Genomic DNA, 22,907 nt, shown 5'->3' with positions numbered 1-22,907 from the left:
CATAAGTCTAACGAAAACATTACATAGTAAGGAGAAAAGAACGGAGGCGACGCGATGCATACAGTTTGGAAAGGCGGCATTAGCTTTGGACTAGTCAATATTCCAGTTAAGCTGTTTACCGCTACAGAGAACAAAGATATTAAGTTAAGACAGCTGCATAAAGAGTGTCACACGCCCATTAACTATAAAAAGGTTTGTGCCAACTGCGGGGAAGAGGTGGCACCAGAACAAATCGTCAAAGCGTACGAGTATGCGAAAAATAAATTCATTGAATTAGACGATGAAGAGCTAGAAAAACTGCGAAAAGAAAATGAAGAAAAAGCCGTTGAAATCATTGATTTTGTGAAGATTGAAGAGATTGATCCAATCTATTATGAAAGAAGTTACTTCTTATCCCCGGATACTGGCGGAGCAAAGGCTTATTCATTATTAAGAAAAGCTTTAGAGGAATCTGGGAAAATTGGTGTGGCGAAGATTATGATCCGCTCAAAGGAGCAATTAGCAATCGTTAGGTGCTATGAACATATTTTGCTGATGGAAACCATTCATTTCCCCGATGAAATTAGACAGGTATCAGATGTACCGAATATCCCTCAAGAGGAAAACATTGTGAAAAAGGAGTTAGATACAGCGCTCCTTTTAATCGAGCAGCTGACCACGACATTCGATCCAGCGGCATATCAAGATGAATACAGAGAACAGCTGATGAATTTAATTGGCGATAAAATATCTGGAGAACATACGGTTCAGCCAGAAACGACAGGCAAAAAAGATCCGGCATCCAATGTGACTGATTTAATGGCGGCTCTACAGGCTTCAATCGATCGATCAAAACCAGCCAAAGCGAAAAAAGCAGCACCTAAAAAAAGAAAAACACCAGCGAAAAAAGAAAAGAATGCATAAGAAAAGACCGCTTATGGGCGGTCTTCACTTTCTTCTTTTCAGCGTGATAGAAAACCTTTGAAGTCTAGGAAGGACGACCACCGGAGCGGAGCGAATTTGACATTCGTGAGCACCGAAGCGCAGACCTGACAACGAATGCGAGGGTTTGCCTACACGCTGAGACCGCTTACGGGCGGTCTTATTGCGGCTTTAACACGTCCTGAATTGTTCCATCTTTTCTGTGGATAACAACAGAAGTCCCTTTATTAGAAGCAATCTCCTTTGCCCTGTCAATTGCTTCTTGTTTCGTTTCTTTGACCTCACTTGCTCGTTTTGCTTTCTCTGTTTGAACCGCCCAGCCTTCTTCGTGCTTGACGACATGCTGCGCATGATCCATGAGCTCTGGTCTTGCGGAGCTGCTGTTTTTAGAAGGAGTGACTGAACCATGAGCTGAGAAATTCTCTATCTCATTCTTCGTTGCATTCTTTTTCCACTCTTTCGCTTGACTGATCGCAATTGGGATGGCTCTATTTTCGTCATAGCCTTCCTGTATCATTTTGTTGGCAATCTCAAGCGCTTTTTTTCGAATGACGTTATCTAACGATTGAAATGAAGCCGGATAATCATTCATCGTCCAAGGCATATGAAACGCTCCTTTCTTTTATTTGAACACCTTCCCCCATCTGCAATGGATCAAACATATCATTCTTCTCAAACCAATGAAGGGGATAAAATACATCGTTTTGCTGAGGCGGAATCTCATCAAATCCAGCAGAATAGAAGGGAGAAAAGGAGTGGTTTTGATGATGATAAAAGGTTTGTATGAAGCCCATTTACCTGTGAGTGATTTGAAGGCATCTATTGCGTTTTATGAAAAATTGGAATTGACACTTGCTCACGAAAATGAACGAGTTGCTTTTTTATGGATTGAGAAAGGAAAGAGCTGGCTTGGCTTGTGGAAAGTAGATATGAACGCCTATCCATACCATCCATCAACTCGGCACGTTGCCTTTCAAATTACAACGTCCAGTATCGAACAGATCAAGGCTTGGCTGGTTGAAAAAGGCATCAGTATTCACCCAATGTTTGGCTTTTCAGAAGAGGAACAGCCTTTAGTTCTGGATAATCCGCCGCAATTTCATGCAGCGATCTATTTTCTTGACCCAGATGAGAATTTGCTTGAATGCATTGCCCCGCTTGAACTTGATACAGCAGAAGACTACGATATCATGACATATGAGGACTGGGATCGAAAGAAAAATCCGTTTATTGATTGACAAAATCACTCATTGTAACTATATTGATTACAACGGTGGTGAAAGATTGTGAAACAAATTAGCAGCAGGTATCCAATTGCTGTTCATATTTTGTCATTTATTGCAGGTGTTCCAAAAGAGTGTACAGGGGATTTTATTGCGGAAAGTGTGAATTCAAATCCAGCCATTGTTCGAAAAATGATGGCAATGCTCAAACGGGCGGGTCTTATTGAGATTCGCCGTGGAGTAGGCGGGGCTTATTTAAAAAGACCGGCAGAGGAAATCACGCTGTTAGATGTGTACCGTGCTGTCGATGTAAGCGAGGATGAAGAATTATTTAACTTCCATCAGCCAGTCATCGCATGTCCGATTGGTCAAGCAATGGATACAAGACTGAGGAGTGAACTAAAAGAAGCTCAGGCAGCGCTTGAAAATCACCTCAAACAAGTGACCATCCAGCAATTGTTGACAGAGTCAGAATAAAAGAAGCTCAGGCTGAACTTGAGCTTTTTTTACACCAGTTGTTGTAATCGATATGGTTATAACGAATAAACGGATACGTAAAGCTGTAAAAACTTCACCGTCGAATCACAAAATGAGGAGGTCAAACAAATGAAGTTATTAGTAACAGGCGCAACAGGACAACTTGGATCGCTCGTCGTCCAGCATTTGCTTACAAAGGTACCGGCTGAACAAATTGCGGTCAGTGTTCGAAACCCGCAAAAAGCAGCACATTTGAAGGAAGCTGGGGTGGATGTACGCCACGGAGACTTTACTCAGCCAGACATCCTTAAGGCAGCCTTTCAAGGCATTGACCGTCTTTTGATCATTTCAACTGCAGAAGGAGACCGCGTGCAGCAGCATACGGCTGCCATCCAAGCGGCGAAAGCAGCTGGTGTATCCTTTATTGCTTATACAAGCGTTGTGAGTGCAAGAGAGAGTCAGCTTGTCCTTGCACATGACCATGCAAAAACAGAAGAAGCGATTGTGGCCTCTGGCATTCCTCATGTGTTTTTAAGAAACAATTGGTATGTAGAAAACGAAAAAGATACGATTCTAGCAGCCGTTAGCGGCGCACCATTTTTAAGTCCAATTGGTGATGGCAAGGTTGGCTGGGCAACAAGAAATGACTACGCAGAAGCGGCCGCAAATGCGTTAACACTTCCTGTACATGACCAGGAGATATATGAGCTGTCAGGACCTCTTCGGACGCATACTGAACTTGCACACATTGTCAGTGAGGTAAGCGGAAAAGAGATCAAAGTCGAGCAAATTGATGTCGACACATTTGGAGAATTTTTAGCTTCAAATGGTGTACCAAAAGAAGCTGTGCCATTTGTCAAAGCCATTCAAAGCGGCATTCGCGATGGTGCCTTAGCTGTTGAAAGCCGTGATTTCGAAACATTATTAGGCCGGCCCTTAACACCTATCGAAGAAAGAATTCGTGAATTGATTTCAAAATAAATCTTCTCAAGCGCCCTATCAAAAGGGCGTTTTTTTCATTCAAGCTACACATGCCATATGTCCAAATTTAGACAAATCACTTCGTTGAAATTTCAGAAATTTGGGATTAAAATGAAAATAAGGCCTGTTATTTCGTCATCAGATGACCAAAATGATGAATCAAATTGCAGCAAAGAAGGGAAGTTCGCCGATGAAAGTCCATTTATTCGTTACCTGTTTAATTGACACCATGCAGCCAAATGTAGGAAAGGCGACAGTGAAAGTACTAGAAAGGCTCGGTGTAGAAGTGGAATTTCCAGAGGCACAAGTGTGCTGCGGACAGCCAGCCTTTAACAGCGGCTATACAAAAGAAACCATCAAAGCAGCAAAAAACATGATCAAAGCCTTTGAATCAGCTGAATATGTCGTGACACCGTCAGGTTCTTGTAAGGCGATGTTTTTAGAATATCCTCATCTTTTAAAAGAAGATCCAGTGTGGACTGCAAAAGCTGAGGCACTTGCTGAGAAAACATATGAATTAACCGAGTTTATTGTTGATATATTACACGTCACAGATGTAGGGGCGAGTCTGAAAGGAAACGCAACCTATCACACATCCTGTCATATGACGAGACTGCTGCGAATTAAGGAAGCACCTTTCACACTGTTGTCAAATGTCAAAGATTTGACGATGACACCATTGCCGCGCGCAGAAAATTGCTGTGGTTTTGGAGGAACCTTTTCAGTAAAAATGACACCTATTTCTGAGCAAATGGTCGATGAGAAAGTCCAAAGCATAGAGGAGACAGGCGCTGAATACATCATTGGTGCTGACTGCGGCTGTCTGCTCAATATTGGCGGGAGGCTGAATCGTCTTGATAAGCCCATTCAAGTGATGCATATCGCAGAAGTATTAAATAGCCGCTGACTTTAAGAGGGGGAACGGCAAATGAGTATGAAAATTGGAGAGAAGGGCTTTAAAGAACGAATCGGGGAAGGGTTAGAAGATCCTGTCATGAGAGGTGCTGTATCCTCAGCGCAGGAACGCCTGTATGAAAGGCGGCTAGCTGCGAGCGAAGAGCTTGGCAACTGGGAAAAGTGGCGAGAACTTGGCGAGGAAATCCGGCAGCATACGCTGACGCATCTTGATGACTACTTATACCAATTAAGTGAAAGCGTTAGTGCACGTGGAGGACATGTCTTTTTTGCAAAAACAAAGGAAGAGGCATCGGCGTATATACAAAATGTGGCACAGAAAAAAGCGGCCAAAAAGATCGTTAAATCAAAATCAATGGTCACAGAAGAAATTGAAATGAATCAAGTGCTTGAAGAGATCGGCTGTGAGGTGGTGGAAAGCGATCTTGGCGAGTATATTCTACAAGTAGATGATCATGAACCTCCTTCACATATTGTGGCACCTGCTCTTCATATGACGAAAGAACAAATACGAGAAGTCTTTCACGAAAAGCTCGGATATGAGATGTCAGAGACACCTGAAGACATGACGAGTTTTGTGAGAGCCATATTACGTGAAAAGTTCCTCGAAGCTGATATTGGTGTCACTGGCTGTAATTTTGCTGTCGCCAATACAGGCTCCATCTGCCTTGTGACAAATGAAGGGAATGCGGATCTTGTCACGGCTATCCCGAAGACACATATCGCCGTTATGGGCATGGAACGGATTGTTCCAACGATGGAGGAACTGGATGTCCTTGTTGGTCTTTTGTGCAGAAGTGCAGTTGGTCAGAAATTAACAAGTTATATTTCTGTCGTCGGGCCAAAAGGAGAAGAAGAAGCGGATGGACCAGAAGAATTTCACTTGGTCATTGTGGACAATGGGCGGTCCAATATATTAGGTACTGCCTTTCAGCCTGTTCTCCAATGTATCCGGTGCGCAGCCTGTATTAATGTGTGCCCAGTTTACCGGCATGTGGGCGGACATTCATACGGATCGATTTATCCGGGGCCAATTGGCGCTGTTCTTTCGCCGCTTCTTGGAGGCTATGATGACTACCAAGAGCTCCCCTTTGCATCAAGCCTTTGCGCAGCCTGCACAGATGCTTGTCCAGTAAAGATCCCGCTTCACGAGTTATTAATTAAACATCGACAAGTCATCGTTGAAAAAGAGGGGAGAGCGTCTAAAACTGAAATGATGGCGATGAAAATGTTCGGTATGGGCGCATCGACTCCCGGAATGTATCAATTCGGAACAAAAGCAGCCCCTGTATTGATGAATCGTATGGCTTCAAACGGACAGATTTCAAAAGGAATAGGTCCTTTAAAGAATTGGACAGATATTCGTGACCTGCCAGCTCCAAGTAAAGAAAGATTCAGGGATTGGTTTAAAAAGAGACAGAAGGAGGAGCAGTGATGAAGGGAACCATTTCTCACCGAGAGTCGTTTTTAGCTCATATCCGTAAGCAATTAGGTAAAGATTCCTCCCCGTCTGCATCTATTCAGCGTCCAGCTTGGAAGCATCAAGTCCAGTGGGAAACAAACGGACTTTTGTCTAAAGAAGAACTAGTCGAGCAACTGAAGAAGCAATGTCAACGAATTCACACAAGAGTGGTCGAAACAACACCAGAGGAAGCGCCCTCTGTATTAAGATTATTGATGACAGAGTATGGAGAGGGTTCTGTGATGACGCCTGTCGATCATCGTTTTGAACAATATGGATTTCATCCGATGTTTGACAGCTTGCAGCACGAAGGATTCGCAGTCACCAGCTGGAATGCTGAGGCATCAAGGGAAGAAAATATCAGGCTGGCAGAACAAGCGACATATTCGGTTGTATTCAGTGATTACACCCTAGCAGAATCAGGTACAGTCGTCCTTTCATCCCATCAGGGCCAAGGCAGAGCGCTGCATTTTTTACCGATGATGTATATCGTGTGTATCGAAAAAAGCACGGTGGTTCCGCGGATGATTCAGGCAGTTTCGGCTCTTAATCGCTCCGTAGAAGAGGGGGAGCAGGCGAAAGGTGCTATTCATTTCATATCAGGTCCGAGTAACTCTGCGGATATTGAGATGAATTTAGTGGTAGGTGTTCATGGTCCAGTTCGGGCCGTTTATCTATTGATAGATGATGAGTAGGGCTTTCGAGATGAAAGCCTTTTTTTCATGCAAAAAAGCTCACACAAGTTTTAAAATCATCTTGCCTCTAGCGGATTGGACATAGTAAGATGACGACATACAAGATGAACTTCTCATCTACTGCTGATGTAAAGGAAGCTGCTTATGGAAATGAAGTCAACTGCTCAAAAAAAATCAATTGCACTACCGCTTGTGATTTCAATTATTGCCATTTCGTTTTCTGCTATCATTGTGAAATGGTCAAATGCACCTGCTGCTATTTTAAGCATGTATCGAATGATCTTTGCCGCGGCTTTTATGCTGCCGTTTATCCTGCCACGTAAAAAAGAATTTCTTTCAATAAAGCGCAGAGACTGGTTTTTCTTATGTATGTCAGGCTTCTTTTTAGGACTCCATTTTGTGTTGTGGTTTGGCTCACTGAAGCTGACGACTGTGGCAAGCTCTACTATTATTATCGCCCTTCAGCCGATGGTCTCCTTATTAGGCGGCTTTCTCATTTTCCGTGAACGAACCACGCTGCCCGCACTCTTGACGATGTGTGCAGCGATTGCTGGTGCACTCATGATTGGATGGGGAGACATAGGTCATAGCCAGGAAGCCATCCTAGGAGACATTTTATCCTTTTTAAGTGTGATCGCGGTTGTTTGTTATTTATTAATAGGTCAACAGGCTGTAAGGAAAATATCTCATTGGATTTATAGTTTTTGTGTGTTTGGTTTTGCTGGTCTTTTTTTAATTCTATTCAACCTAATGCAGCAAACTCCTTTTACAGGCTATCCGGGTAAAGAGTGGGGGATTTTTTTATTGCTTGCCATCATTCCCACCATGTCTCATGTCATTAATAATTGGCTTTTAACCTATGTCAATGCCACAACGATTTCAATGAGTATACTTGGCGAACCTGTTGGGGCCACGATTCTTGCTGTATGGCTACTTGGAGAGAAAGTCACGCTGTTTCAAATGCTTGGAGGTCTTCTTGTCCTTTTAGGCGTCTTTTTCTTTTTGATGCAGCAGCGTCAAGGAATTGTGATGAAACCAAAAAAATCCGGTTAAATCCCGGATTTTTTACTCTTTTAAATCATTTTTTTCAATCACTTTGTTCAATCTTTCCTCAACCTTCTTCAATTCCATTCGTCTTCTTCTGATCATTCGAAAAGAGGTGACAATCATAGTCACGATAACAGCAATGAATAGAAGAGAGAACACTTGAAATAAAAAATCTCCAAGATTGAATGCCATATTCTCTCCATTAGACATACGTAAAAACTCCCTTTCTATCTATATATTACCATAATCAATAAAAGATTGAGATTTATCCATAATTTATCTATAATAGGTAAAATATCACTCATTAAAGGAGAACCAATATGAGAACTTTAGTCCTTTTACGAGGTCTCCCAGGCGTAGGTAAATCAACATGGATCAAAGAGCAAGGCTTAGAGCCATATACTTTATCAGCTGATCAGATCCGTCTTTTGACCCAGCCGCCGCAGTTATCTGTCAATGGGAAACCGGAAATTACGAGCAAGCATGATCATAAAGTGTGGTCTTTATTATTTGATTTACTCACAGCCCGAATGGAACGTGGAGATTTTACTGTGATTGATGCGACACATGTCACAAGCAAGTCGATTTCTCAATATAAGTCGTTAGCTACTACGTATCGTTACAGGGTGTATGTCGTCGATTTCACGCAGGTGCCGCTTGAAACAGCCCTTCTGCAAAATCGCTCACGGGAACCTCACAAAGTTGTGCGGGAGTCTGTTTTATATCAAATGAACGAGCGGTTAAAAACAGAAAAGGTCCCATCATGGGTGACTGTTTTGCAGCCTGAGGAATATCCGCAAGTGATGACCTATCAGCCTCGATCCTTCGATCAATATGAGGCCATTCATGTCTTTGGAGATATTCACGGCTGTCATACCGCTCTGACCACCTATTTACAAGGAGATATTAAAGAAAACGAACTTTATATCTTTGCAGGTGATTTGCTTGATAGAGGAATAGAAAACAAGGAAGTATTAGAATGGATGCTCGCACATAGAGAATGCCGGAATGTCATCGTGATTGAGGGCAATCATGATCAGCATTTATACCGGTTTGCACATGGTGAAAAAGTAAGAAGCAATATGTTTAACCGGCATACTGCACCTGAAATCGAAGCAGCAGACTTTGATTTAAAAGAAGTACGGAAGTTTGTCAGAACATTTCATCAGCTTACTTATTTTACGTACCATGGCAAGACATTTCTTGTTACCCACGGGGGGCTTGCTCATATGCCAGAAGAGCTTCTGCATGTCTCAACACAGCAGCTCATTCATGGTGTAGGTGAATATTCAGATGACATTGACCACTTGTTTGTTCAAAACACCGCTGGATTAGATGTCATTCAAATTCACGGGCATCGCAATTTATACAGGCTGCCTATTCAAGCATCGGAAAGGTCTTATAATCTAGAAGGCCAGGTTGAATTCGGGGGGCAGCTGAGGGTCTTGAAAATCACAGCAGACGGGATTGAGACTCATGAAATTGACAACCCAGTCTATAGAGCTTCTGAGAAAAAACCATCGGGTGCTCTTCAACCAGATATCTCACTGGATGACTTTTTAGCTCACTTAGATCAGCATGAATATGTACAGGAATTAAAGCTTCCTCACCATATTTCATCTTTTAATTTTACGAAAAAAGCTTTTAGTGAACGGCAGTGGGATGATGTGAATGTGAAGGCAAGAGGTTTGTTTGTCAATATGGTGTCAAAGCAGATTGTTTCAAGAAGCTACAACAAATTTTTTAATATTGACGAGCGTCCGGAGACAAAAATGCATCATCTAGTGAACCATCTTCAATTCCCTGTTACCGTCTATGATAAAGCAAATGGATATTTAGGAACGGTTGGGTATAACGAAATGGAAAATGAATTGGTGTTTACGTCCAAATCGTATACATCACATGTGAAGCAAAACCCGCATGCTTCCTGGGTCGAAGAGCTATTTTATGCAACCTTTGACGATGTGCAGGTCGACTACATCAAATCATACGTACGTGACAACAATGTATCTCTTGTGTTTGAAGTCATTTTACCAGAGAAAGACCCACATATTATCACATATGATCAAGATCAACTCATTTTGCTTGATATTGTGAAGCGTCAGCTAAGCTATGAAAAAGCACCATTCACTGAAGTGAAAAGGTTAAGCGAACAGCTTGGAATGTCCTGCAAGCAGGAAGTGGCTGTGTTCCATGATTGGACGTCTTTTTATAAATGGTATCAGGCAGTATCTCATGACGACTCTATTAAAGAAGAGGGATATGTCATTGAGGATGACAGAGGCTTTATGATCAAGCTCAAGCTTCCTTATTATCAATTCTGGAAGCAAATGCGTGCTATTAAGCAGCGCGTCGCCGAGAAACGTTCCACACAAAAATATATGCAGGCTTTGCAAACAGCGGAGCAAGCTAGATTTTATACGTGGCTTCTTGAGCAAGATGCCAATGATGTCAGGAATAGCTCAATTATTGAGCTGCGAACACAATTTGAGCAAAGCGATGCTGCCCAATTGAATAATGATGAAATAAATGCATAGTCTAAACATGAGTCTTTTCTAAGGAAAAGGCTTTTTTTGATGCAATTGAAAGGTAGACCCATATATGCCTGATCATATTGAAGTGATTCTTCGAACGATGTTTGCTTTTGCGATTTTATTTGGTGGAGCACGTCTTCTTGGAAAGCAAACATATTGATACATATGACGGCCATATTCAGTCTCCGATTGATCAAGAATGAACGTGTAGTGCAGAGGTCACCCACATGACACATATCTGCCAAGATTTCTAAGTCCTTTGGATGCTGTCTGACTAGGCATCATTTCTCAATTATTATTATTTTCAGAAAATGTGATGACGGAGAAAAATAAGTGTGTTTAAGTATATATAGAAGAAATTAAAATATTAATATAATATACCGCATGCGGAATGAACATTCATTCCTGAAATGAGGAGGGGATGAAGTGCCAGCAGTGACTGATAAACAAGAACAGATTATGAAGGCTTCACTAGATTTATTTATTGAACGGGGCTTTGATGGGACCACGATGCCGATGATATCAAAAAGAGCAAACGTCGGAGCAGGAACCATTTACCGTTATTTCGACAGTAAAGAGGCCCTCGTTAATATTTTGTACCAGCGCAGCCTTTCTGCATTTATCGAAAAAATGAACACAAACAGTCCAGATCCAAAGGCAAGTATTCGGGCGTACTTTAAGCATGTATTTTATTGCTTGGTTTTATTTACAAAGGAGAATCCAAGCGGGCTATATTTCTTAGAAATTGATAAACGATCCCATTACTTAGACGAGACGAGCAAAGAGAAAATGCAGCTTTTGTTACATGAGCTATTCCTTATCTTTGAAGAAGGGAAAAAGGATGGGATTCATCCAAATCTCTCAGGTAGAACCATTTTATCGATTGTATTTGGTGCCTTTGTACAGCTGCATAAACAAATTCTTGCAGAAGAAATAGAGCCAACGATTGAATTTCTAGAGGACATTGAGCAATGTTTATGGCGCGCCATTAGCGTTGCTTCTTAATGATATAAAGGGAGTGGGCACATGCAACAAACATCAATCATTCCAAAACCAAAAACATACGGACCTTTTAAAAATATTCCCCATATCAAAAAGGGGGAGCTTTCTCAAACCTTTTGGCGTCTTGCAGATGAATTAGGACCGATCTTTCAGTTTGAATTTTCAAAAGCAACAAGTATTTTTGTTTCCAGCCATGAACTTGTCCAAGAAATATGTGATGAGAGCCGTTTTGATAAATACATTGGGAGCAGTCTCAATAAAGTAAGAGCATTTGCAGGAGATGGGTTATTTACGAGCTGGACAGAAGAACCGAACTGGAGAAAGGCTCACCACATCTTGATGCCGGCGTTTAGCCAGCAGGCCATGAAGGGCTATCATGAGATGATGCTCGATATTGCCACACAGCTTGTACAAAAATGGCAAAGAACAGGCCGTGATGAAGAAATTGAAGTAGCAGAGGATATGACAAAGCTTACTTTAGATACGATCGGACTTTGCGGTTTTGATTTTCGATTTAACAGCTTTTATAAAGAAAATCAGCATCCATTCATCGAAAGTATGCTGAATGGTTTAAACGAAGCGATGGATCAGGCGAGCCGGTTGCCGGTTGCAGATAAGCTAATGATCAAAAGAAGAAAAAAATTTGACCAAAATGTCGATTTTATGAAGCAATTAGTAGATGACATTATTCAAGAACGAAAAAAACAAGATAAAACGGGCGATGATTTACTGTCCCTCATGCTGCATGCAAAGGACCCTGAAACAGGAGAGCGCCTGTCAGATGAAAATATCCGCTATCAAATCATTACCTTCTTAATAGCTGGGCACGAAACAACAAGCGGGCTGCTATCCTTTGCGATTTATTTCTTATTAAAGAATCCAGAAAAATTAAAGAAAGCCGTCCAAGAAGCAGATGATGTGCTGCAAGGCGGACTGCCAACATTTAAGCAGGTACAAAAACTAAATTACACTCGTATGGTTTTAAATGAATCACTTCGCCTCTGGCCAACAGCGCCTACGTTCTCTCTTTATGCGAAAGAGGACACCGTCATCGGAGGGAAATATTCGATTGAAAAGAATCAAAGTGTCTCCGTGCTTCTCCCTAAGTTACATCGTGATCAAGCGGTATGGGGAGAGGATGCGGAAGAATTTAAACCAGAGCGGTTTCTGCACCCTGAAAAGATCCCGCAGCATGCCTACAAGCCTTTTGGGAATGGGCAGCGTGCATGTATCGGCATGCAATTCGCCCTTCATGAAGCCACAATGGTGCTAGCGATGGTTCTGCACAATCTGGAATTGATTGATCACACATCATATGAACTTGATTTAAAAGAATCTCTGACGATTAAGCCAAACGATTTTAAAATCAAAGTGCGGCCACGGAAGCAGAAACTCTTTATGGCACCACCGAAAGAAGAGGCGAAAAAAAGCACAAAATCTGATGAGTCAAAAGTGGCCAGTCACGGTACACCACTGCTTGTTCTATATGGATCAAATCTTGGCACAGCGCAGCAAATCGCAAACGAATTTGCTGAAGACGGGAAAGCAAAAGGGTTTGACGTGACCACTGCTCCGCTTGATGACTATACACGCCAATTACCAGATAAAGGTGCAGTCTTAATCGTGACCGCTTCATACAATGGACATCCGCCTGACCATGCGAAAAAATTTGTGGATTGGGTCACGCAGGATGAAGAGCAGGATTTATCAAACGTGACATTTGCTGTTTTTGGATGCGGAGATCGAAATTGGGCGAGTACGTACCAGCGTATTCCGCGTCTCATTGATGAAGCACTTGAAAGTAAAGGTGCAAAGCGTGTAGCTGATTTAGGAGAAGGCGATGCAGGCGGAGATATGGATGAGGATAAAGAAACATTCCAGAAAACGGTCTTTAAGCAGCTTGCAAAAGAATTTAAGCTCACCTTCCAAGAGAAAGGTAAGGAAAATCCAAAATTATCAGTTGTTTATACAAATGAGCTAGTAGAACGTCCTGTGGCGAAAACGTATGGTGCTTTTTCAGCTGTTGTACTGAAAAATGAGGAATTACAATCTGAAAAAAGTGAGCGGCAAACAAGACATATTGAACTGCAATTGCCTGAAGAGAAACAATACAAAGAAGGGGATCATATCGGAATTGTTCCGAAAAATAGTGATGCACTCGTGCAGCGGGTGATCAATCGCTTCAATCTTGATCCTAAGCAGCACATCAAGCTTTCTTCTCAGAAAGAAGCAAGTCATTTACCTTTAGATCAGCCGATTCAAATGAGAGAATTACTTGCGTCACATGTTGAGCTTCAAGAGCCTGCAACACGTACGCAGCTAAGAGAGCTCGCAGCATATACAGTTTGTCCGCCTCACCGCGTGGAGCTTGAGCAAATGGCTGGTGAAGCATATCAAGAAGCCGTTTTAAAGAAACGAGTAACCATGCTGGACTTATTAGATCAATATGAAGCGTGTGAGCTGCCGTTTGTGCACTTTTTAGCACTTTTACCAGGTTTGAAGCCGCGCTATTACTCAATTTCTAGCTCACCAAAGGTCGAAGAAAAAAGAGTCAGTATCACAGTGGCGGTTGTGAAAGGTAAAGCGTGGAGCGGCCGCGGAGAATATGCCGGAGTCGCATCAAACTATTTATGCGGTCTGCAGGCAGGAGAAGAAGTCGCCTGCTTCCTCCACGAAGCGCAGGCAGGATTCCAGCTGCCACCTTCATCTGAAGTACCGATGATCATGATCGGACCGGGTACAGGAATCGCTCCATTTAGAGGGTTTGTTCAGGCAAGAGAAGTGTGGCAGAAGGAAGGAAAACCACTAGGCGAAGCTCACCTATATTTTGGCTGCCGTCACCCTCTTGAAGATGATCTGTATTTTGAGGAAATGCAGCTTGCAGCGCAAAAAGGAGTTGTTCACATCCACCGGGCTTATTCTCGTCACAAAGAGCAAAAAGTATATGTCCAGCATTTGTTGAAAGAAGACGGCGACATGCTGATCAAGTTACTTGACCAAGGTGGGTATCTTTACGTGTGCGGGGACGGAAAAGTTATGGCACCAGACGTAGAGGCTACGCTTATCGACCTCTATCAAAACGAGAAACATTGCTCGAAGGAAACAGCTGAAAATTGGCTGACAACCCTTGCAAATGACAATAGATATGTAAAAGATGTGTGGAGCTGAAAAATTAGGAAGACCGCCAATTAGGCGGTTTTTTCTATTTCAGAGAGATCAATAGAATGAAGGTTGGAAAGATACAAAACACCTAATTTAAAAATGAAATATTTTGTAAAAAATAAGAATATTCTCTCATTTACTCCAATATGAAACAATCGTATGATTTTTGATATAGGACATAAAGGAGGAATATGATGAAAAAGGTGAAAATGTTACTGCCTTCTCTACTCGTTTTTGGTGCTTTAAGTGTGCCTAGTTTTGCCCATGCCACATCGGATTCAGTACTAACGTCTGATTATGACATGGTGACTTCTGATGGAAAGGTGATCTCTTCAAGTGATTTCCACAATGATACGAAATCCCCCTCATCCTTTGACAAAGTGGATGATCTTTCTTCTACTGTTGGCGAAAAAGTAAAACCACTATCAAAATATTTAAAAGACTTTCAAACAAAAGTCGTCATTGGAGACGATGGTAGAACAAAAGTAACAAACACAAGAGTGGCACCATATAATTCAATTGCTTATATTACATTTGGCGGCTCAAGCTGCACGGGGACACTCATTGCCCCTAACAAAATTTTGACAAACGGGCACTGCGTGTACAATACAGCATCGAGAAGTTATAGTGCAAAAGGATCGGTGTATCCAGGCATGAACGATAGTACTGCGGTGAATGGCTCAGCAAACATGACGGAGTTCTATGTACCAAGCGGATATATCAATACAGGCGCGAGCCAATATGATTTTGCCGTGATCAAAACAGATACGAACATTGGCAATACGGTCGGTTACCGCTCTATCCGTCAGGTGACAAACTTAACTGGGACAACGATTAAAATTTCTGGATACCCAGGTGATAAAATGAGATCGACTGGCAAGGTGTCGCAGTGGGAGATGTCAGGTTCTGTGACAAGAGAAGATACAAATCTCGCATACTATACGATTGATACATTTAGCGGAAATTCAGGCTCAGCGATGCTAGATCAAAATCAGCAAATCGTTGGGGTTCACAACGCAGGGTATTCAAACGGAACGATTAATGGCGGTCCAAAAGCGACAGCTGCCTTTGTTGAATTTATCAACTATGCAAAAGCGCAATAAAAGCTAGAGCACAAAGCTTGTTTCCTTCATAGGGGACAAGCTTTTTTATATGGATAGAATCACTGGTTTCTATCTGTCTACGCTTGAGAGATTCATTGAGTTCTCAGCCTCATCATTTTTTTCACATGTCATTCGTGAACCGCTCATACATTAAAATGACACATTTCCTTTAAGTCAAGATTCTGCTTGAGAAAAATGAGGAGGTCTCACACTTTTGAAAATGAGAAGAGGCTGGATCACTGGTGTCGCCCTATGCTTTGTGATATGGATGGGCACGTTGTTAGGTGGATTTGGGGAGAAACATGCGGCAAAAGGTGCGGATCGATATGATCATGTCATTCAATTTCCAAAGGAACGGTACCCTGAAACAGGCAGCCATATTCAAGAAGCCATTCGAAAAGGGCATTCAGATGTGTGTACGATAGACCGAAATGGAGCAGATGCCCGCAGGCAAGAATCATTAAAAGGAATTCCGACTAAACCTGGCTTTGACCGGGATGAGTGGCCGATGGCGGTTTGTCTTGAGGGAGGAAAAGGTGCGAGTGTTCAATATGTCAGCCCATCTGATAATAGGGGAGCAGGCTCATGGGTTGGACACCAGATTAGCGGTTATCCTGATGGGAAAAGAATTTTATTTATTGTGAAATAAAACTGGAAGAGAGGCACCTGTGAGTAGGTGCCTTTTTTGTTGATGATCAGAGCGTATTGGAGCTGGCAGGGACAAAAGATTCAGTGGTACAATGGATCTATAAGGTACAAAGACTGACAAGAAGAAAATGTGAAGGGACATATGCTTATGGATAAGAACCGTGCATTATACGATTTTTTCATGCAACATGCAGAGAAACTGACTGAAACTTGGTATGAATCAATTGAGGATAATGATCCAGAATCAATATATCGTTCAACAGATTCCAGCATTATAGCAGAGCTGAAACGGCAAAATCAAGATTATTACCAGCATTTTATACGTGCTCTTATTGAAGACAAGACGTATTTACATACTGAGTTTAAAAAGTGGTCTGAAGACTTAGCCAGTGACCCAAAGCATTTAAACACACCATTAGATTATGTTGTGAGAGAATACATGTCCAATCAAAGAGTGGTCCTTCATTACTTAAAAGAATTTATTAAGCAGCGTCAAGATGAAATTGATATTGACCGCATCTTTTATTGGTATGATTTAATTTCAGAGGCGTTTAATATTTCAATTCATGTGTTCATCCAGCAATATGTGAAAAATACAACGAAGAAGCTCGTGGCACAAAGAGACATGATTTACGAGCTGAGCTCACCTGTCATTGTCTTAAAAAATCATATTGCGTTATTGCCGTTAGTAGGTGACATTGATACAGCGAGAGCAAAGATGATTTTAGAAAATACGCTGAAACAGTGCTCGCAAAAAGGCGTACAGCATTTATGTATTGATTTATCGGGCGTTGTCATTATTGATACAATGGTGGCTCATCAAATCTTTGATCTTGTCACATCACTTCGGTTAATTGGAGTAGAGACGACCATTTCAGGAATCAGACCAGAAATTGCCCAAACAGCCGTGCAGCTTGGGCTTCCTTTTAATGAATTTCGCACGGCATCATCACTTGCTCACGCGCTGGATCGCATGACTGAATTTTCTCCAATATAAAAACCAGGCCGATTGAATGGCCTGGTTTCTTATTTAGATGACAGCGTCAATTTTTGTGACTTTCCAATCTTTTTGTACTTTTTCGTACGTAACAGTTCGTTTTACTTTGCGTCCATCAAGTGTTGGGACGGTGAATTCATATGTGCGGACCGTTTGTTTTTTAGAGACAAGTTTAGGTGTGGCTTTATCCCAATTAAGCATGTTGTCTCCGTCACCGACTGGAACAGCCATTTTGCCTTTATGAACAATGAACTGGTAGTCTTTTAAACCTTGATTGATGGCATCTTTTGTGAAAACTTGAGATAGGTAGCTGTTTAGTTTTTTCTTTGTATCAAATGTTTTAGAAAGATAGTTGTATGTCATGTCTTTATAGCTAAATGATTTTAATTTGTAATCGGAATGTTCATTAATTTTGTAGCCTGACATCGCACTCCAAAAGTGTTCTCGTGCGTCAAGGGCAATATGTAACGCTTCTTTATTTGTCAAAGCGGCTGGTTTTTTAGAAGCGGCCAATGTTGTAGATTGTAATGAGATCATAAGCATAATAGCAGTTAATAAAACGAATAATTTTTTCAAGGCGATTGCCTCCTTTTCTCAATGAAAACTTCTTATGTTACAAATGTTACAACAATTACATTGATATTACAAGTATTAAATCTAAATGTTTTTTATTTCTTTTCTTTCTATATATAACGTTTGAGGGAGACAAAAAGTTTTCATTTTTTTATTTTTTCTTTATATCTACTATTTAACCGTTCTAAAGAAGAACAAAACGTTTTTTGGAAAAATTTTTGTTTGGACGTTCAACACGCTTTTTCATTTATGACATATACTATCGTGATGAATGTCTAAGAAAGTGGTGTTGAATATGTATTATCCGTATGAAGGTATGTGGAATGGGTACTCATATGACAGGCAGATGCAAGGATGGCCATCACTCCCTATTCCTCAAGTTGGAGGATTTCCAGGGTTTCCAATCGGAGGAGGAGGCACTGGACCCGGATCAAGCGGATCAGCTCCGCCAGCTCCGCCGCAGCATATCATTTCGCAGTATCAGCAAGCATTATCACAGCCTCAAAGCATGCAGTCACTTATTTCAGGGCAAACAGGTGGAGGCCAGCAATCTGTTCAATTTGCAGCGGGATGTAATAGAAGATGGACGATTGTGTTCATGAGAAACGGTCAAGTGTTTTTAATGTATGTCCTATCCTCACAGCCTTTCGGGAGAACAACTGGCTTTATTTGGCCAAACTTTACATTTGGTTCCTTCCCAAGCTCGCGTATTCTAGCATATTCTTGTTCATAAAAGAAAAAGCCGGTTCTCATCAGCAGCTGATGAAATACCGGCTTTTTTTAGTGAATATTTCTAAATACGCCAATCACTTTACCTAGTATACTTACATTCTGTAAAATAATCGGTTCCATAGATGGGTTCTCTGGCTGTAATCTAAAGTGTGTATCTTCTTTATAGAAACGTTTCACTGTCGCTTCATCTTCCTCTGTCATGGCGACGACAATATCTCCATTGTTAGCGGTGCTTTGCTGACGCACAATGACATAGTCCTTGTCCAAAATTCCTGCATCAATCATACTTTCTCCCATAATTTCAAGCATAAATACTTGTTCATCTGGTGCTGCAAAAGTCTCTGGAAGAGGGAAGTATTCTTCTACATTCTCAACAGCCGTAATAGGCAGGCCTGCTGTTACTTTTCCGATGACTGGTACGTTCATTACAGCACTCTTAGGAATATTCATTTCCTCTTCATCTAGTACTTCGATCGCTCTAGGTTTTGTCGGGTCTCTTCTAATTAAGCCCTTTGTTTCTAGTCTAGCTAAATGTCCATGAACCGTTGAACTGGATGCTAGACCGACAGCTTCTCCAATTTCGCGAACGGATGGGGGATAGCCCTTACTTTTTACTTCTTCTTTGATGAATGTCAGGATATCGAGTTGTCTTTTTGATAGCTTCGTCATCTTTTGCACCTCAAAACGTCAATTTTAAAGAAATTATAGCATGTTTTTCCTAACAGTACAAACATAGGTTCGAAAAAAACGTTTGACAGAAACGTTTGTTCGTATTTATAATGAGTGACAGAAAGAGCGAACACATATTCTGTTAGGAGAGATGACATTATGAGGTTAAAAGAATCTATTATTTTTATTGGGGTATTCTCATTCATCGTTGGCATATTTCTCTCACTTATTGCAGTCACAAGCCATAATGATCCAAATCAGTATGTTAAAATAGAGGTTCAATCAGGTGATACTCTTTGGGGGTTAGCTGATCAAGTAAACGACAGCAAATCAATCGACAAAAATGCGTTTATTGACTGGGTCACTCAGCACAATGATCTTGCTTCAACGGAAATTCAGCCTGGTGACATTCTTGTCATACCAGTCAAAAAAGAGCATCCAGTCGTATATCAACTTGCAACAGTACAATAGAAAGGTCGATTGAAGTCATGAATGCAATCATCTATGCGAGAGTAAGCACTGTCAAAGAAGAGCAGGAAACCTCGCTGAAGAGACAAGAAGAAGAACTGCTGGCTTTAGCTGCTATGCACAAGATGAATGTGGTGAAAGTCATCAAAGAAAAAGCAAGCGGATATGATCTAGATCGTGATGGTGTGTTTGATATGCTAGCTACACTAAAAGAAGAGTCAATTGATGCCGTTCTTATCCAAGATGAAACGCGTCTCGGAAGAGGACAAGCAAAAATTGCGCTTCTTCATTGTCTTTTTAAAGAGAACGTAAAGGTGTACAGTACGTTTCATAGAGGCGAGCTTGAGCTTTCAGAAGCAGATGAAATGGTTATTGAGATCGTAGGAGTAGTTGAAGAGTATCAACGAAAAATTCATAACCTGAAAATCAAGCGGGGAATGAGAAGAGCTGTTGAGCGCGGGTATCAGCCCGAACTGAATTTAAAACAGCAGGATCATGCGCCTGGCCGTGAGCGTATTGAAGTGCCGATTTCAGAAATTGTTCGATTAAGAAAAAACAACATGACATTCGCAGAAATTGCAGCAACTCTTCAGGCGCTAGGTTTTGACATTTCAAAAGCAACGGTCCATAGAAGGTATCAAGAATATGAAAAAGGTCTGACCACCTAAAGCTTGATTTGTTGTCAAAATGATTGATATTTAGTAGTATGTAGAGAAAATGTTTTAAAGGAGTTTGTCATGATTTCTAAAAAGCAGCTTGCAAGAATCAATGAGCTTTCAAAAAAGTCGAAAGAGACCGGTTTATCAGACGCTGAAAAAACAGAACAAAAGCTATTGAGAGAAGAGTATTTAAAAGCTTTTCGTTCTTCTATGAAAAATACACTTAAAACCGTGAAAATCGTTGATCCTGAAGGAAACGATGTCACACCAGAAAAATTAAAAAGAGAAAGAGATCAAAACCTTCACTAAGTCTGTGATTTCTTAAATTTTGAAAAGATGGGAAGTATATTCTCATCTTTTTTCATATTTGCATAACTTTTTAGGTGATCGATAAACTAAATGTGACAAAATCACTCTTTTTCAGCGTGAAATAGTTGTGAAAAAAGGACAGTAGATTTATGATAATGGTGTACACAAGATACGGAAGGGGATTTATATGGAAACGATTGAATTGAAATCTATTGCAACAATACGTACTCTCTCCATAGACGCAATTGAAAAAGCGAATTCCGGTCACCCTGGAATGCCAATGGGTGCTGCACCAATGGCATACGCTTTATGGACGAATCACTTAAACGTAAGTCCGCAAAACCCTAATTGGTTTAACAGAGACCGTTTTGTTTTATCTGCGGGGCATGGTTCTATGCTTCTATATAGCATGCTTCATTTAAGCGGATACAACCTGAGCATCGATGATCTAAAACAATTCCGCCAATGGGGTAGCAAAACACCTGGACATCCTGAATTTGGACACACAGAGGGCGTAGATGCCACAACAGGTCCTTTAGGGCAGGGGATTGCCATGGCAGTTGGTATGGCACTTGCAGAAAGACATCTTGCGGAAACGTATAACAAAGACAACTTTGATGTTGTAGATCACTATACATACAGCATTTGCGGAGATGGGGACTTAATGGAGGGAATTTCCTCTGAAGCTGCTTCACTTGCTGGTCATTTAGGCTTAGGCCGTTTAATTGTTCTTTATGATTCAAATGATATTTCATTAGATGGCGACCTAGATCGTTCATTCTCTGAAAATGTGAAGAATCGTTTTGAAGCGATGAACTGGGAAGTTCTCTATGTGAAAGACGGCAACAACATTGAAGAAGTGACGGCTGCTATCGAAAAGGCTAAACAAAGCACAGACAGACCTACACTGATTGAAGTGAAAACAACGATTGGTTTCGGATCGCCTAACCGTGCAGGAACGTCTGGTGTGCATGGTGCACCGCTTGGCAGCGATGAAGCCAAGCTGACGAAGGAAGCTTACTCTTGGACGTTTGAAGAAGATTTCCATGTACCTTCTGAAGTGTACGATCATTTCAAAGAAGCTGTAAAAGACGCTGGTCAGAAAAAAGAAGCAGCTTGGAATGAACTATTTGAACAATATGAAAAAGAATACCCTGAGCTTGCAGCTCAACTGAAGCTTGCGATTGAAGGAAAGCTTCCTGAGAATTGGGATCAAGAGGTTCCTGTTTATGAAGCAGGTTCAAGTCTTGCCTCCCGCGCTTCTTCAGGCGAAGTATTAAATGGCATTGCGAAGCAAGTACCTTTCTTTATTGGTGGGTCTGCTGACCTTGCAGGTTCAAACAAAACAACGATTAAAAACACAGACGATTTTGGTAAAGATAATTATGCCGGCAAGAATATTTGGTTCGGTGTCAGAGAATTTGCAATGGGTGCCGCGTTAAACGGTATGGCACTTCACGGCGGCCTTCGTGTATTCGGCGGAACGTTCTTTGTTTTCTCAGATTACTTAAGACCAGCTATTCGTCTTGCTGCCTTAATGGGACTTCCAGTCACATATGTTTTTACTCATGACAGTATCGCTGTTGGTGAAGATGGTCCGACACATGAGCCGGTTGAACAGCTTGCTTCATTACGTGCGATGCCTAATCTTTCTGTTATTCGCCCAGCGGATGGAAACGAAACAGCTGCAGCGTGGAAACTTGCGGTATCTTCAACGGATAAACCGACAGCACTAGTTCTGACTCGTCAAAACCTTCCAACGATTGACCAAGCACCAGAGAAGGCGTATGAGGGAGTAGAAAAAGGTGGATACGTCGTCGTTGAAGCTGCTGATGCACAGCCCGAAGCACTTCTACTCGCTTCTGGATCTGAAGTCGGTTTAGCGATTGAAGCGCAAAAAGCACTTGAAAAAGAAGGGATCCGCGCGTCTGTTGTCAGTCTTCCTGCATGGGATCGTTTCGATCAGCAGTCAGATGAATACAAAGAATCAGTCCTTCCTACAGCAGTGCGGGCTCGTATTGCGATTGAAATGGGAGCTTCACTTGGCTGGGAGCGTTACACTGGTCTTGATGGTGACGTGATTGCCATTGATAAATTTGGCGCTTCTGCACCAGGTGAAACCATTATTGAGAAATACGGATTTACTGTCAGCAATGTGGTCAGCCGTGTGAAAGCAAAGCTGAACAAATAACCAGTCTCCAAGCATCATGCTTTTTTCCATCTGTTTGCAGAGCATTTTCATCCGCTCTGCAAACTTTTTTCTTTTTTCTTGTTTTTTTGACAAAACTAGTTTCTTCTTGCTTCATATATAGACAATTCTTTCTTTCGCA

At 41.5% G+C, this 22,907-nt stretch carries 23 protein-coding genes; 19 read left to right on the top strand and 4 right to left on the bottom strand.

The features are described 5' to 3' along the window. Positions 1 to 54: 54 nt before the first annotated feature. Positions 55 to 903: a non-homologous end joining protein Ku gene (gene ku, locus C6Y03_RS00835; protein WP_048240214.1), complete on the top strand. Its 849-nt coding sequence runs from the start codon at positions 55 to 57 to the stop codon at positions 901 to 903. 178 nt (positions 904 to 1,081) lie between these two features. On the opposite strand, the gene C6Y03_RS00825 is transcribed toward ku, so the two are convergent. Then, positions 1,082 to 1,525 carry a DUF2188 domain-containing protein gene (locus tag C6Y03_RS00825; RefSeq protein WP_106038674.1) on the bottom strand — a complete coding sequence of 148 codons (444 nt, stop codon included), beginning with the start codon at positions 1,523 to 1,525 and terminating at the stop codon, positions 1,082 to 1,084. A 160-nt stretch (positions 1,526 to 1,685) separates the two neighbouring features. On the opposite strand from C6Y03_RS00825, the gene C6Y03_RS00820 reads away from it, so the two are divergent. The 7 genes from C6Y03_RS00820 (at position 1,686) to C6Y03_RS00790 (ending at position 7,727) form a co-directional block, all read left to right on the top strand. Next, complete coding sequence (locus C6Y03_RS00820) at positions 1,686 to 2,159, top strand: VOC family protein (protein ID WP_060596412.1); 474 nt, start codon at positions 1,686 to 1,688, stop codon at positions 2,157 to 2,159. Positions 2,160 to 2,207: 48 nt separating this feature from the next. Next, complete coding sequence (locus tag C6Y03_RS00815) at positions 2,208 to 2,621, top strand: Rrf2 family transcriptional regulator (RefSeq protein ID WP_106038673.1); 414 nt, start codon at positions 2,208 to 2,210, stop codon at positions 2,619 to 2,621. 129 nt (positions 2,622 to 2,750) lie between these two features. Beyond that, positions 2,751 to 3,602 (top strand): SDR family oxidoreductase, encoded by an 852-nt coding sequence (locus C6Y03_RS00810; protein ID WP_106030933.1) that lies wholly within the window; start codon positions 2,751 to 2,753, stop codon positions 3,600 to 3,602. A gap of 190 nt (positions 3,603 to 3,792) precedes the next feature. Further along, positions 3,793 to 4,509, top strand: coding sequence for a (Fe-S)-binding protein (locus tag C6Y03_RS00805; RefSeq protein WP_066031759.1), 717 nt, complete (start codon positions 3,793 to 3,795; stop codon positions 4,507 to 4,509). Positions 4,510 to 4,530: 21 nt separating this feature from the next. Beyond that, complete coding sequence (locus tag C6Y03_RS00800; RefSeq protein WP_106038672.1) at positions 4,531 to 5,952, top strand: LutB/LldF family L-lactate oxidation iron-sulfur protein; 1,422 nt, start codon at positions 4,531 to 4,533, stop codon at positions 5,950 to 5,952. Beyond that, positions 5,952 to 6,674 (top strand): LutC/YkgG family protein, encoded by a 723-nt coding sequence (locus C6Y03_RS00795; RefSeq protein WP_060596416.1) that lies wholly within the window; start codon positions 5,952 to 5,954, stop codon positions 6,672 to 6,674. The genes C6Y03_RS00800 and C6Y03_RS00795 overlap by 1 nt, the downstream gene beginning before the upstream one ends. A 144-nt stretch (positions 6,675 to 6,818) precedes the next feature. Beyond that, positions 6,819 to 7,727, top strand: coding sequence for a DMT family transporter (locus C6Y03_RS00790; protein ID WP_066030861.1), 909 nt, complete (start codon positions 6,819 to 6,821; stop codon positions 7,725 to 7,727). A 12-nt stretch (positions 7,728 to 7,739) separates the two neighbouring features. Here the strand turns inward: C6Y03_RS00790 and C6Y03_RS00785 are convergent, their stop codons facing one another. Next, positions 7,740 to 7,931: a hypothetical protein gene (locus tag C6Y03_RS00785; RefSeq protein ID WP_060596417.1), complete on the bottom strand. Its 192-nt coding sequence runs from the start codon at positions 7,929 to 7,931 to the stop codon at positions 7,740 to 7,742. A 110-nt stretch (positions 7,932 to 8,041) separates the two neighbouring features. Between C6Y03_RS00785 and C6Y03_RS00780 the strand changes: the two genes are divergently transcribed. The 6 genes from C6Y03_RS00780 (at position 8,042) to C6Y03_RS00750 (ending at position 17,167) form a co-directional block, all read left to right on the top strand. Next, positions 8,042 to 10,258, top strand: coding sequence for an RNA ligase (locus C6Y03_RS00780; protein ID WP_106038671.1), 2,217 nt, complete (start codon positions 8,042 to 8,044; stop codon positions 10,256 to 10,258). Between the two features lie 456 nt (positions 10,259 to 10,714). Further along, a complete protein-coding gene (locus tag C6Y03_RS00770; protein ID WP_249114887.1) occupies positions 10,715 to 11,260 on the top strand; it encodes a TetR/AcrR family transcriptional regulator in 546 nt (181 codons plus the stop codon). A 21-nt stretch (positions 11,261 to 11,281) separates the two neighbouring features. Further along, positions 11,282 to 14,425, top strand: a complete 3,144-nt coding sequence (locus tag C6Y03_RS00765; RefSeq protein WP_106038670.1) for a bifunctional cytochrome P450/NADPH--P450 reductase — start codon at positions 11,282 to 11,284, stop codon at positions 14,423 to 14,425. 188 nt (positions 14,426 to 14,613) lie between these two features. Beyond that, on the top strand, positions 14,614 to 15,522 hold the full coding sequence (locus tag C6Y03_RS00760) for a trypsin-like serine peptidase (protein ID WP_066030857.1): 909 nt from the start codon (positions 14,614 to 14,616) through the stop codon (positions 15,520 to 15,522). Positions 15,523 to 15,790: 268 nt separating this feature from the next. Continuing rightward, entirely contained in the window at positions 15,791 to 16,171 is a 381-nt protein-coding gene (locus C6Y03_RS00755) for a NucA/NucB deoxyribonuclease domain-containing protein (RefSeq protein WP_045210079.1), read from the top strand. A 147-nt stretch (positions 16,172 to 16,318) separates the two neighbouring features. Continuing rightward, complete coding sequence (locus C6Y03_RS00750) at positions 16,319 to 17,167, top strand: STAS domain-containing protein (protein ID WP_060596420.1); 849 nt, start codon at positions 16,319 to 16,321, stop codon at positions 17,165 to 17,167. A gap of 33 nt (positions 17,168 to 17,200) precedes the next feature. Here C6Y03_RS00750 and C6Y03_RS00745 read toward each other — a convergent pair whose 3' ends face one another. Beyond that, positions 17,201 to 17,743: an IseA DL-endopeptidase inhibitor family protein gene (locus tag C6Y03_RS00745; protein ID WP_034660768.1), complete on the bottom strand. Its 543-nt coding sequence runs from the start codon at positions 17,741 to 17,743 to the stop codon at positions 17,201 to 17,203. A gap of 292 nt (positions 17,744 to 18,035) precedes the next feature. Between C6Y03_RS00745 and C6Y03_RS00740 the strand changes: the two genes are divergently transcribed. Then, positions 18,036 to 18,473 (top strand): hypothetical protein, encoded by a 438-nt coding sequence (locus C6Y03_RS00740; protein ID WP_034660769.1) that lies wholly within the window; start codon positions 18,036 to 18,038, stop codon positions 18,471 to 18,473. A gap of 47 nt (positions 18,474 to 18,520) precedes the next feature. Here the strand turns inward: C6Y03_RS00740 and lexA are convergent, their stop codons facing one another. Next, complete coding sequence (lexA, locus tag C6Y03_RS00735) at positions 18,521 to 19,141, bottom strand: transcriptional repressor LexA (protein WP_003212311.1); 621 nt, start codon at positions 19,139 to 19,141, stop codon at positions 18,521 to 18,523. 159 nt (positions 19,142 to 19,300) lie between these two features. Here lexA and yneA point away from each other — a divergent pair, with 159 nt between their 5' ends. The 4 genes from yneA to tkt all read left to right on the top strand — a co-directional run bounded on the left by yneA (position 19,301) and on the right by tkt (position 22,768). Beyond that, positions 19,301 to 19,612 (top strand): cell division suppressor protein YneA, encoded by a 312-nt coding sequence (gene yneA, locus C6Y03_RS00730; protein ID WP_003211955.1) that lies wholly within the window; start codon positions 19,301 to 19,303, stop codon positions 19,610 to 19,612. A gap of 17 nt (positions 19,613 to 19,629) precedes the next feature. Then, positions 19,630 to 20,277: a YneB family resolvase-like protein gene (locus tag C6Y03_RS00725; RefSeq protein ID WP_003211322.1), complete on the top strand. Its 648-nt coding sequence runs from the start codon at positions 19,630 to 19,632 to the stop codon at positions 20,275 to 20,277. Positions 20,278 to 20,346: 69 nt separating this feature from the next. Next, positions 20,347 to 20,577, top strand: coding sequence for a DUF896 domain-containing protein (locus C6Y03_RS00720; protein WP_034660771.1), 231 nt, complete (start codon positions 20,347 to 20,349; stop codon positions 20,575 to 20,577). A 187-nt stretch (positions 20,578 to 20,764) separates the two neighbouring features. Next, entirely contained in the window at positions 20,765 to 22,768 is a 2,004-nt protein-coding gene (gene tkt, locus C6Y03_RS00715; RefSeq protein WP_060596422.1) for a transketolase, read from the top strand. Positions 22,769 to 22,907 lie beyond the last annotated feature (139 nt).

The organism is Bacillus sp. LNXM65, from assembly GCF_002998575.1.
Taxonomy (GTDB): Bacteria; Bacillota; Bacilli; order Bacillales; family Bacillaceae; genus Bacillus.
The sequence above is the reverse complement of the archived record's forward strand: the minus strand, read 5'-3'. Positions and strand labels throughout refer to the sequence as shown.

What these genes read in the sequence shown, in the direction of transcription:
- C6Y03_RS00755 (WP_045210079.1), top strand. Translation starts at nt 15,791, where the DNA reads ATGGGCACGTTGTTAGGTGGATTTGGGGAGAAACATGCGGCAAAAGGT.
- tkt (WP_060596422.1), top strand. Translation starts at nt 20,765, where the DNA reads ATGGAAACGATTGAATTGAAATCTATTGCAACAATACGTACTCTCTCC.
- lexA (WP_003212311.1), bottom strand. Translation starts at nt 19,141, where the DNA reads ATGACGAAGCTATCAAAAAGACAACTCGATATCCTGACATTCATCAAA.
- C6Y03_RS00740 (WP_034660769.1), top strand. Translation starts at nt 18,036, where the DNA reads ATGTATTATCCGTATGAAGGTATGTGGAATGGGTACTCATATGACAGG.
- C6Y03_RS00820 (WP_060596412.1), top strand. Translation starts at nt 1,686, where the DNA reads ATGATGATAAAAGGTTTGTATGAAGCCCATTTACCTGTGAGTGATTTG.
- C6Y03_RS00805 (WP_066031759.1), top strand. Translation starts at nt 3,793, where the DNA reads ATGAAAGTCCATTTATTCGTTACCTGTTTAATTGACACCATGCAGCCA.
- C6Y03_RS00770 (WP_249114887.1), top strand. Translation starts at nt 10,715, where the DNA reads ATGAAGGCTTCACTAGATTTATTTATTGAACGGGGCTTTGATGGGACC.
- C6Y03_RS00790 (WP_066030861.1), top strand. Translation starts at nt 6,819, where the DNA reads ATGGAAATGAAGTCAACTGCTCAAAAAAAATCAATTGCACTACCGCTT.
- C6Y03_RS00750 (WP_060596420.1), top strand. Translation starts at nt 16,319, where the DNA reads ATGGATAAGAACCGTGCATTATACGATTTTTTCATGCAACATGCAGAG.
- C6Y03_RS00825 (WP_106038674.1), bottom strand. Translation starts at nt 1,525, where the DNA reads ATGCCTTGGACGATGAATGATTATCCGGCTTCATTTCAATCGTTAGAT.
- yneA (WP_003211955.1), top strand. Translation starts at nt 19,301, where the DNA reads ATGAGGTTAAAAGAATCTATTATTTTTATTGGGGTATTCTCATTCATC.
- C6Y03_RS00765 (WP_106038670.1), top strand. Translation starts at nt 11,282, where the DNA reads ATGCAACAAACATCAATCATTCCAAAACCAAAAACATACGGACCTTTT.
- C6Y03_RS00810 (WP_106030933.1), top strand. Translation starts at nt 2,751, where the DNA reads ATGAAGTTATTAGTAACAGGCGCAACAGGACAACTTGGATCGCTCGTC.
- C6Y03_RS00795 (WP_060596416.1), top strand. Translation starts at nt 5,952, where the DNA reads ATGAAGGGAACCATTTCTCACCGAGAGTCGTTTTTAGCTCATATCCGT.
- C6Y03_RS00760 (WP_066030857.1), top strand. Translation starts at nt 14,614, where the DNA reads ATGAAAAAGGTGAAAATGTTACTGCCTTCTCTACTCGTTTTTGGTGCT.
- C6Y03_RS00725 (WP_003211322.1), top strand. Translation starts at nt 19,630, where the DNA reads ATGAATGCAATCATCTATGCGAGAGTAAGCACTGTCAAAGAAGAGCAG.
- ku (WP_048240214.1), top strand. Translation starts at nt 55, where the DNA reads ATGCATACAGTTTGGAAAGGCGGCATTAGCTTTGGACTAGTCAATATT.
- C6Y03_RS00720 (WP_034660771.1), top strand. Translation starts at nt 20,347, where the DNA reads ATGATTTCTAAAAAGCAGCTTGCAAGAATCAATGAGCTTTCAAAAAAG.
- C6Y03_RS00785 (WP_060596417.1), bottom strand. Translation starts at nt 7,931, where the DNA reads ATGTCTAATGGAGAGAATATGGCATTCAATCTTGGAGATTTTTTATTT.
- C6Y03_RS00780 (WP_106038671.1), top strand. Translation starts at nt 8,042, where the DNA reads ATGAGAACTTTAGTCCTTTTACGAGGTCTCCCAGGCGTAGGTAAATCA.
- C6Y03_RS00800 (WP_106038672.1), top strand. Translation starts at nt 4,531, where the DNA reads ATGAGTATGAAAATTGGAGAGAAGGGCTTTAAAGAACGAATCGGGGAA.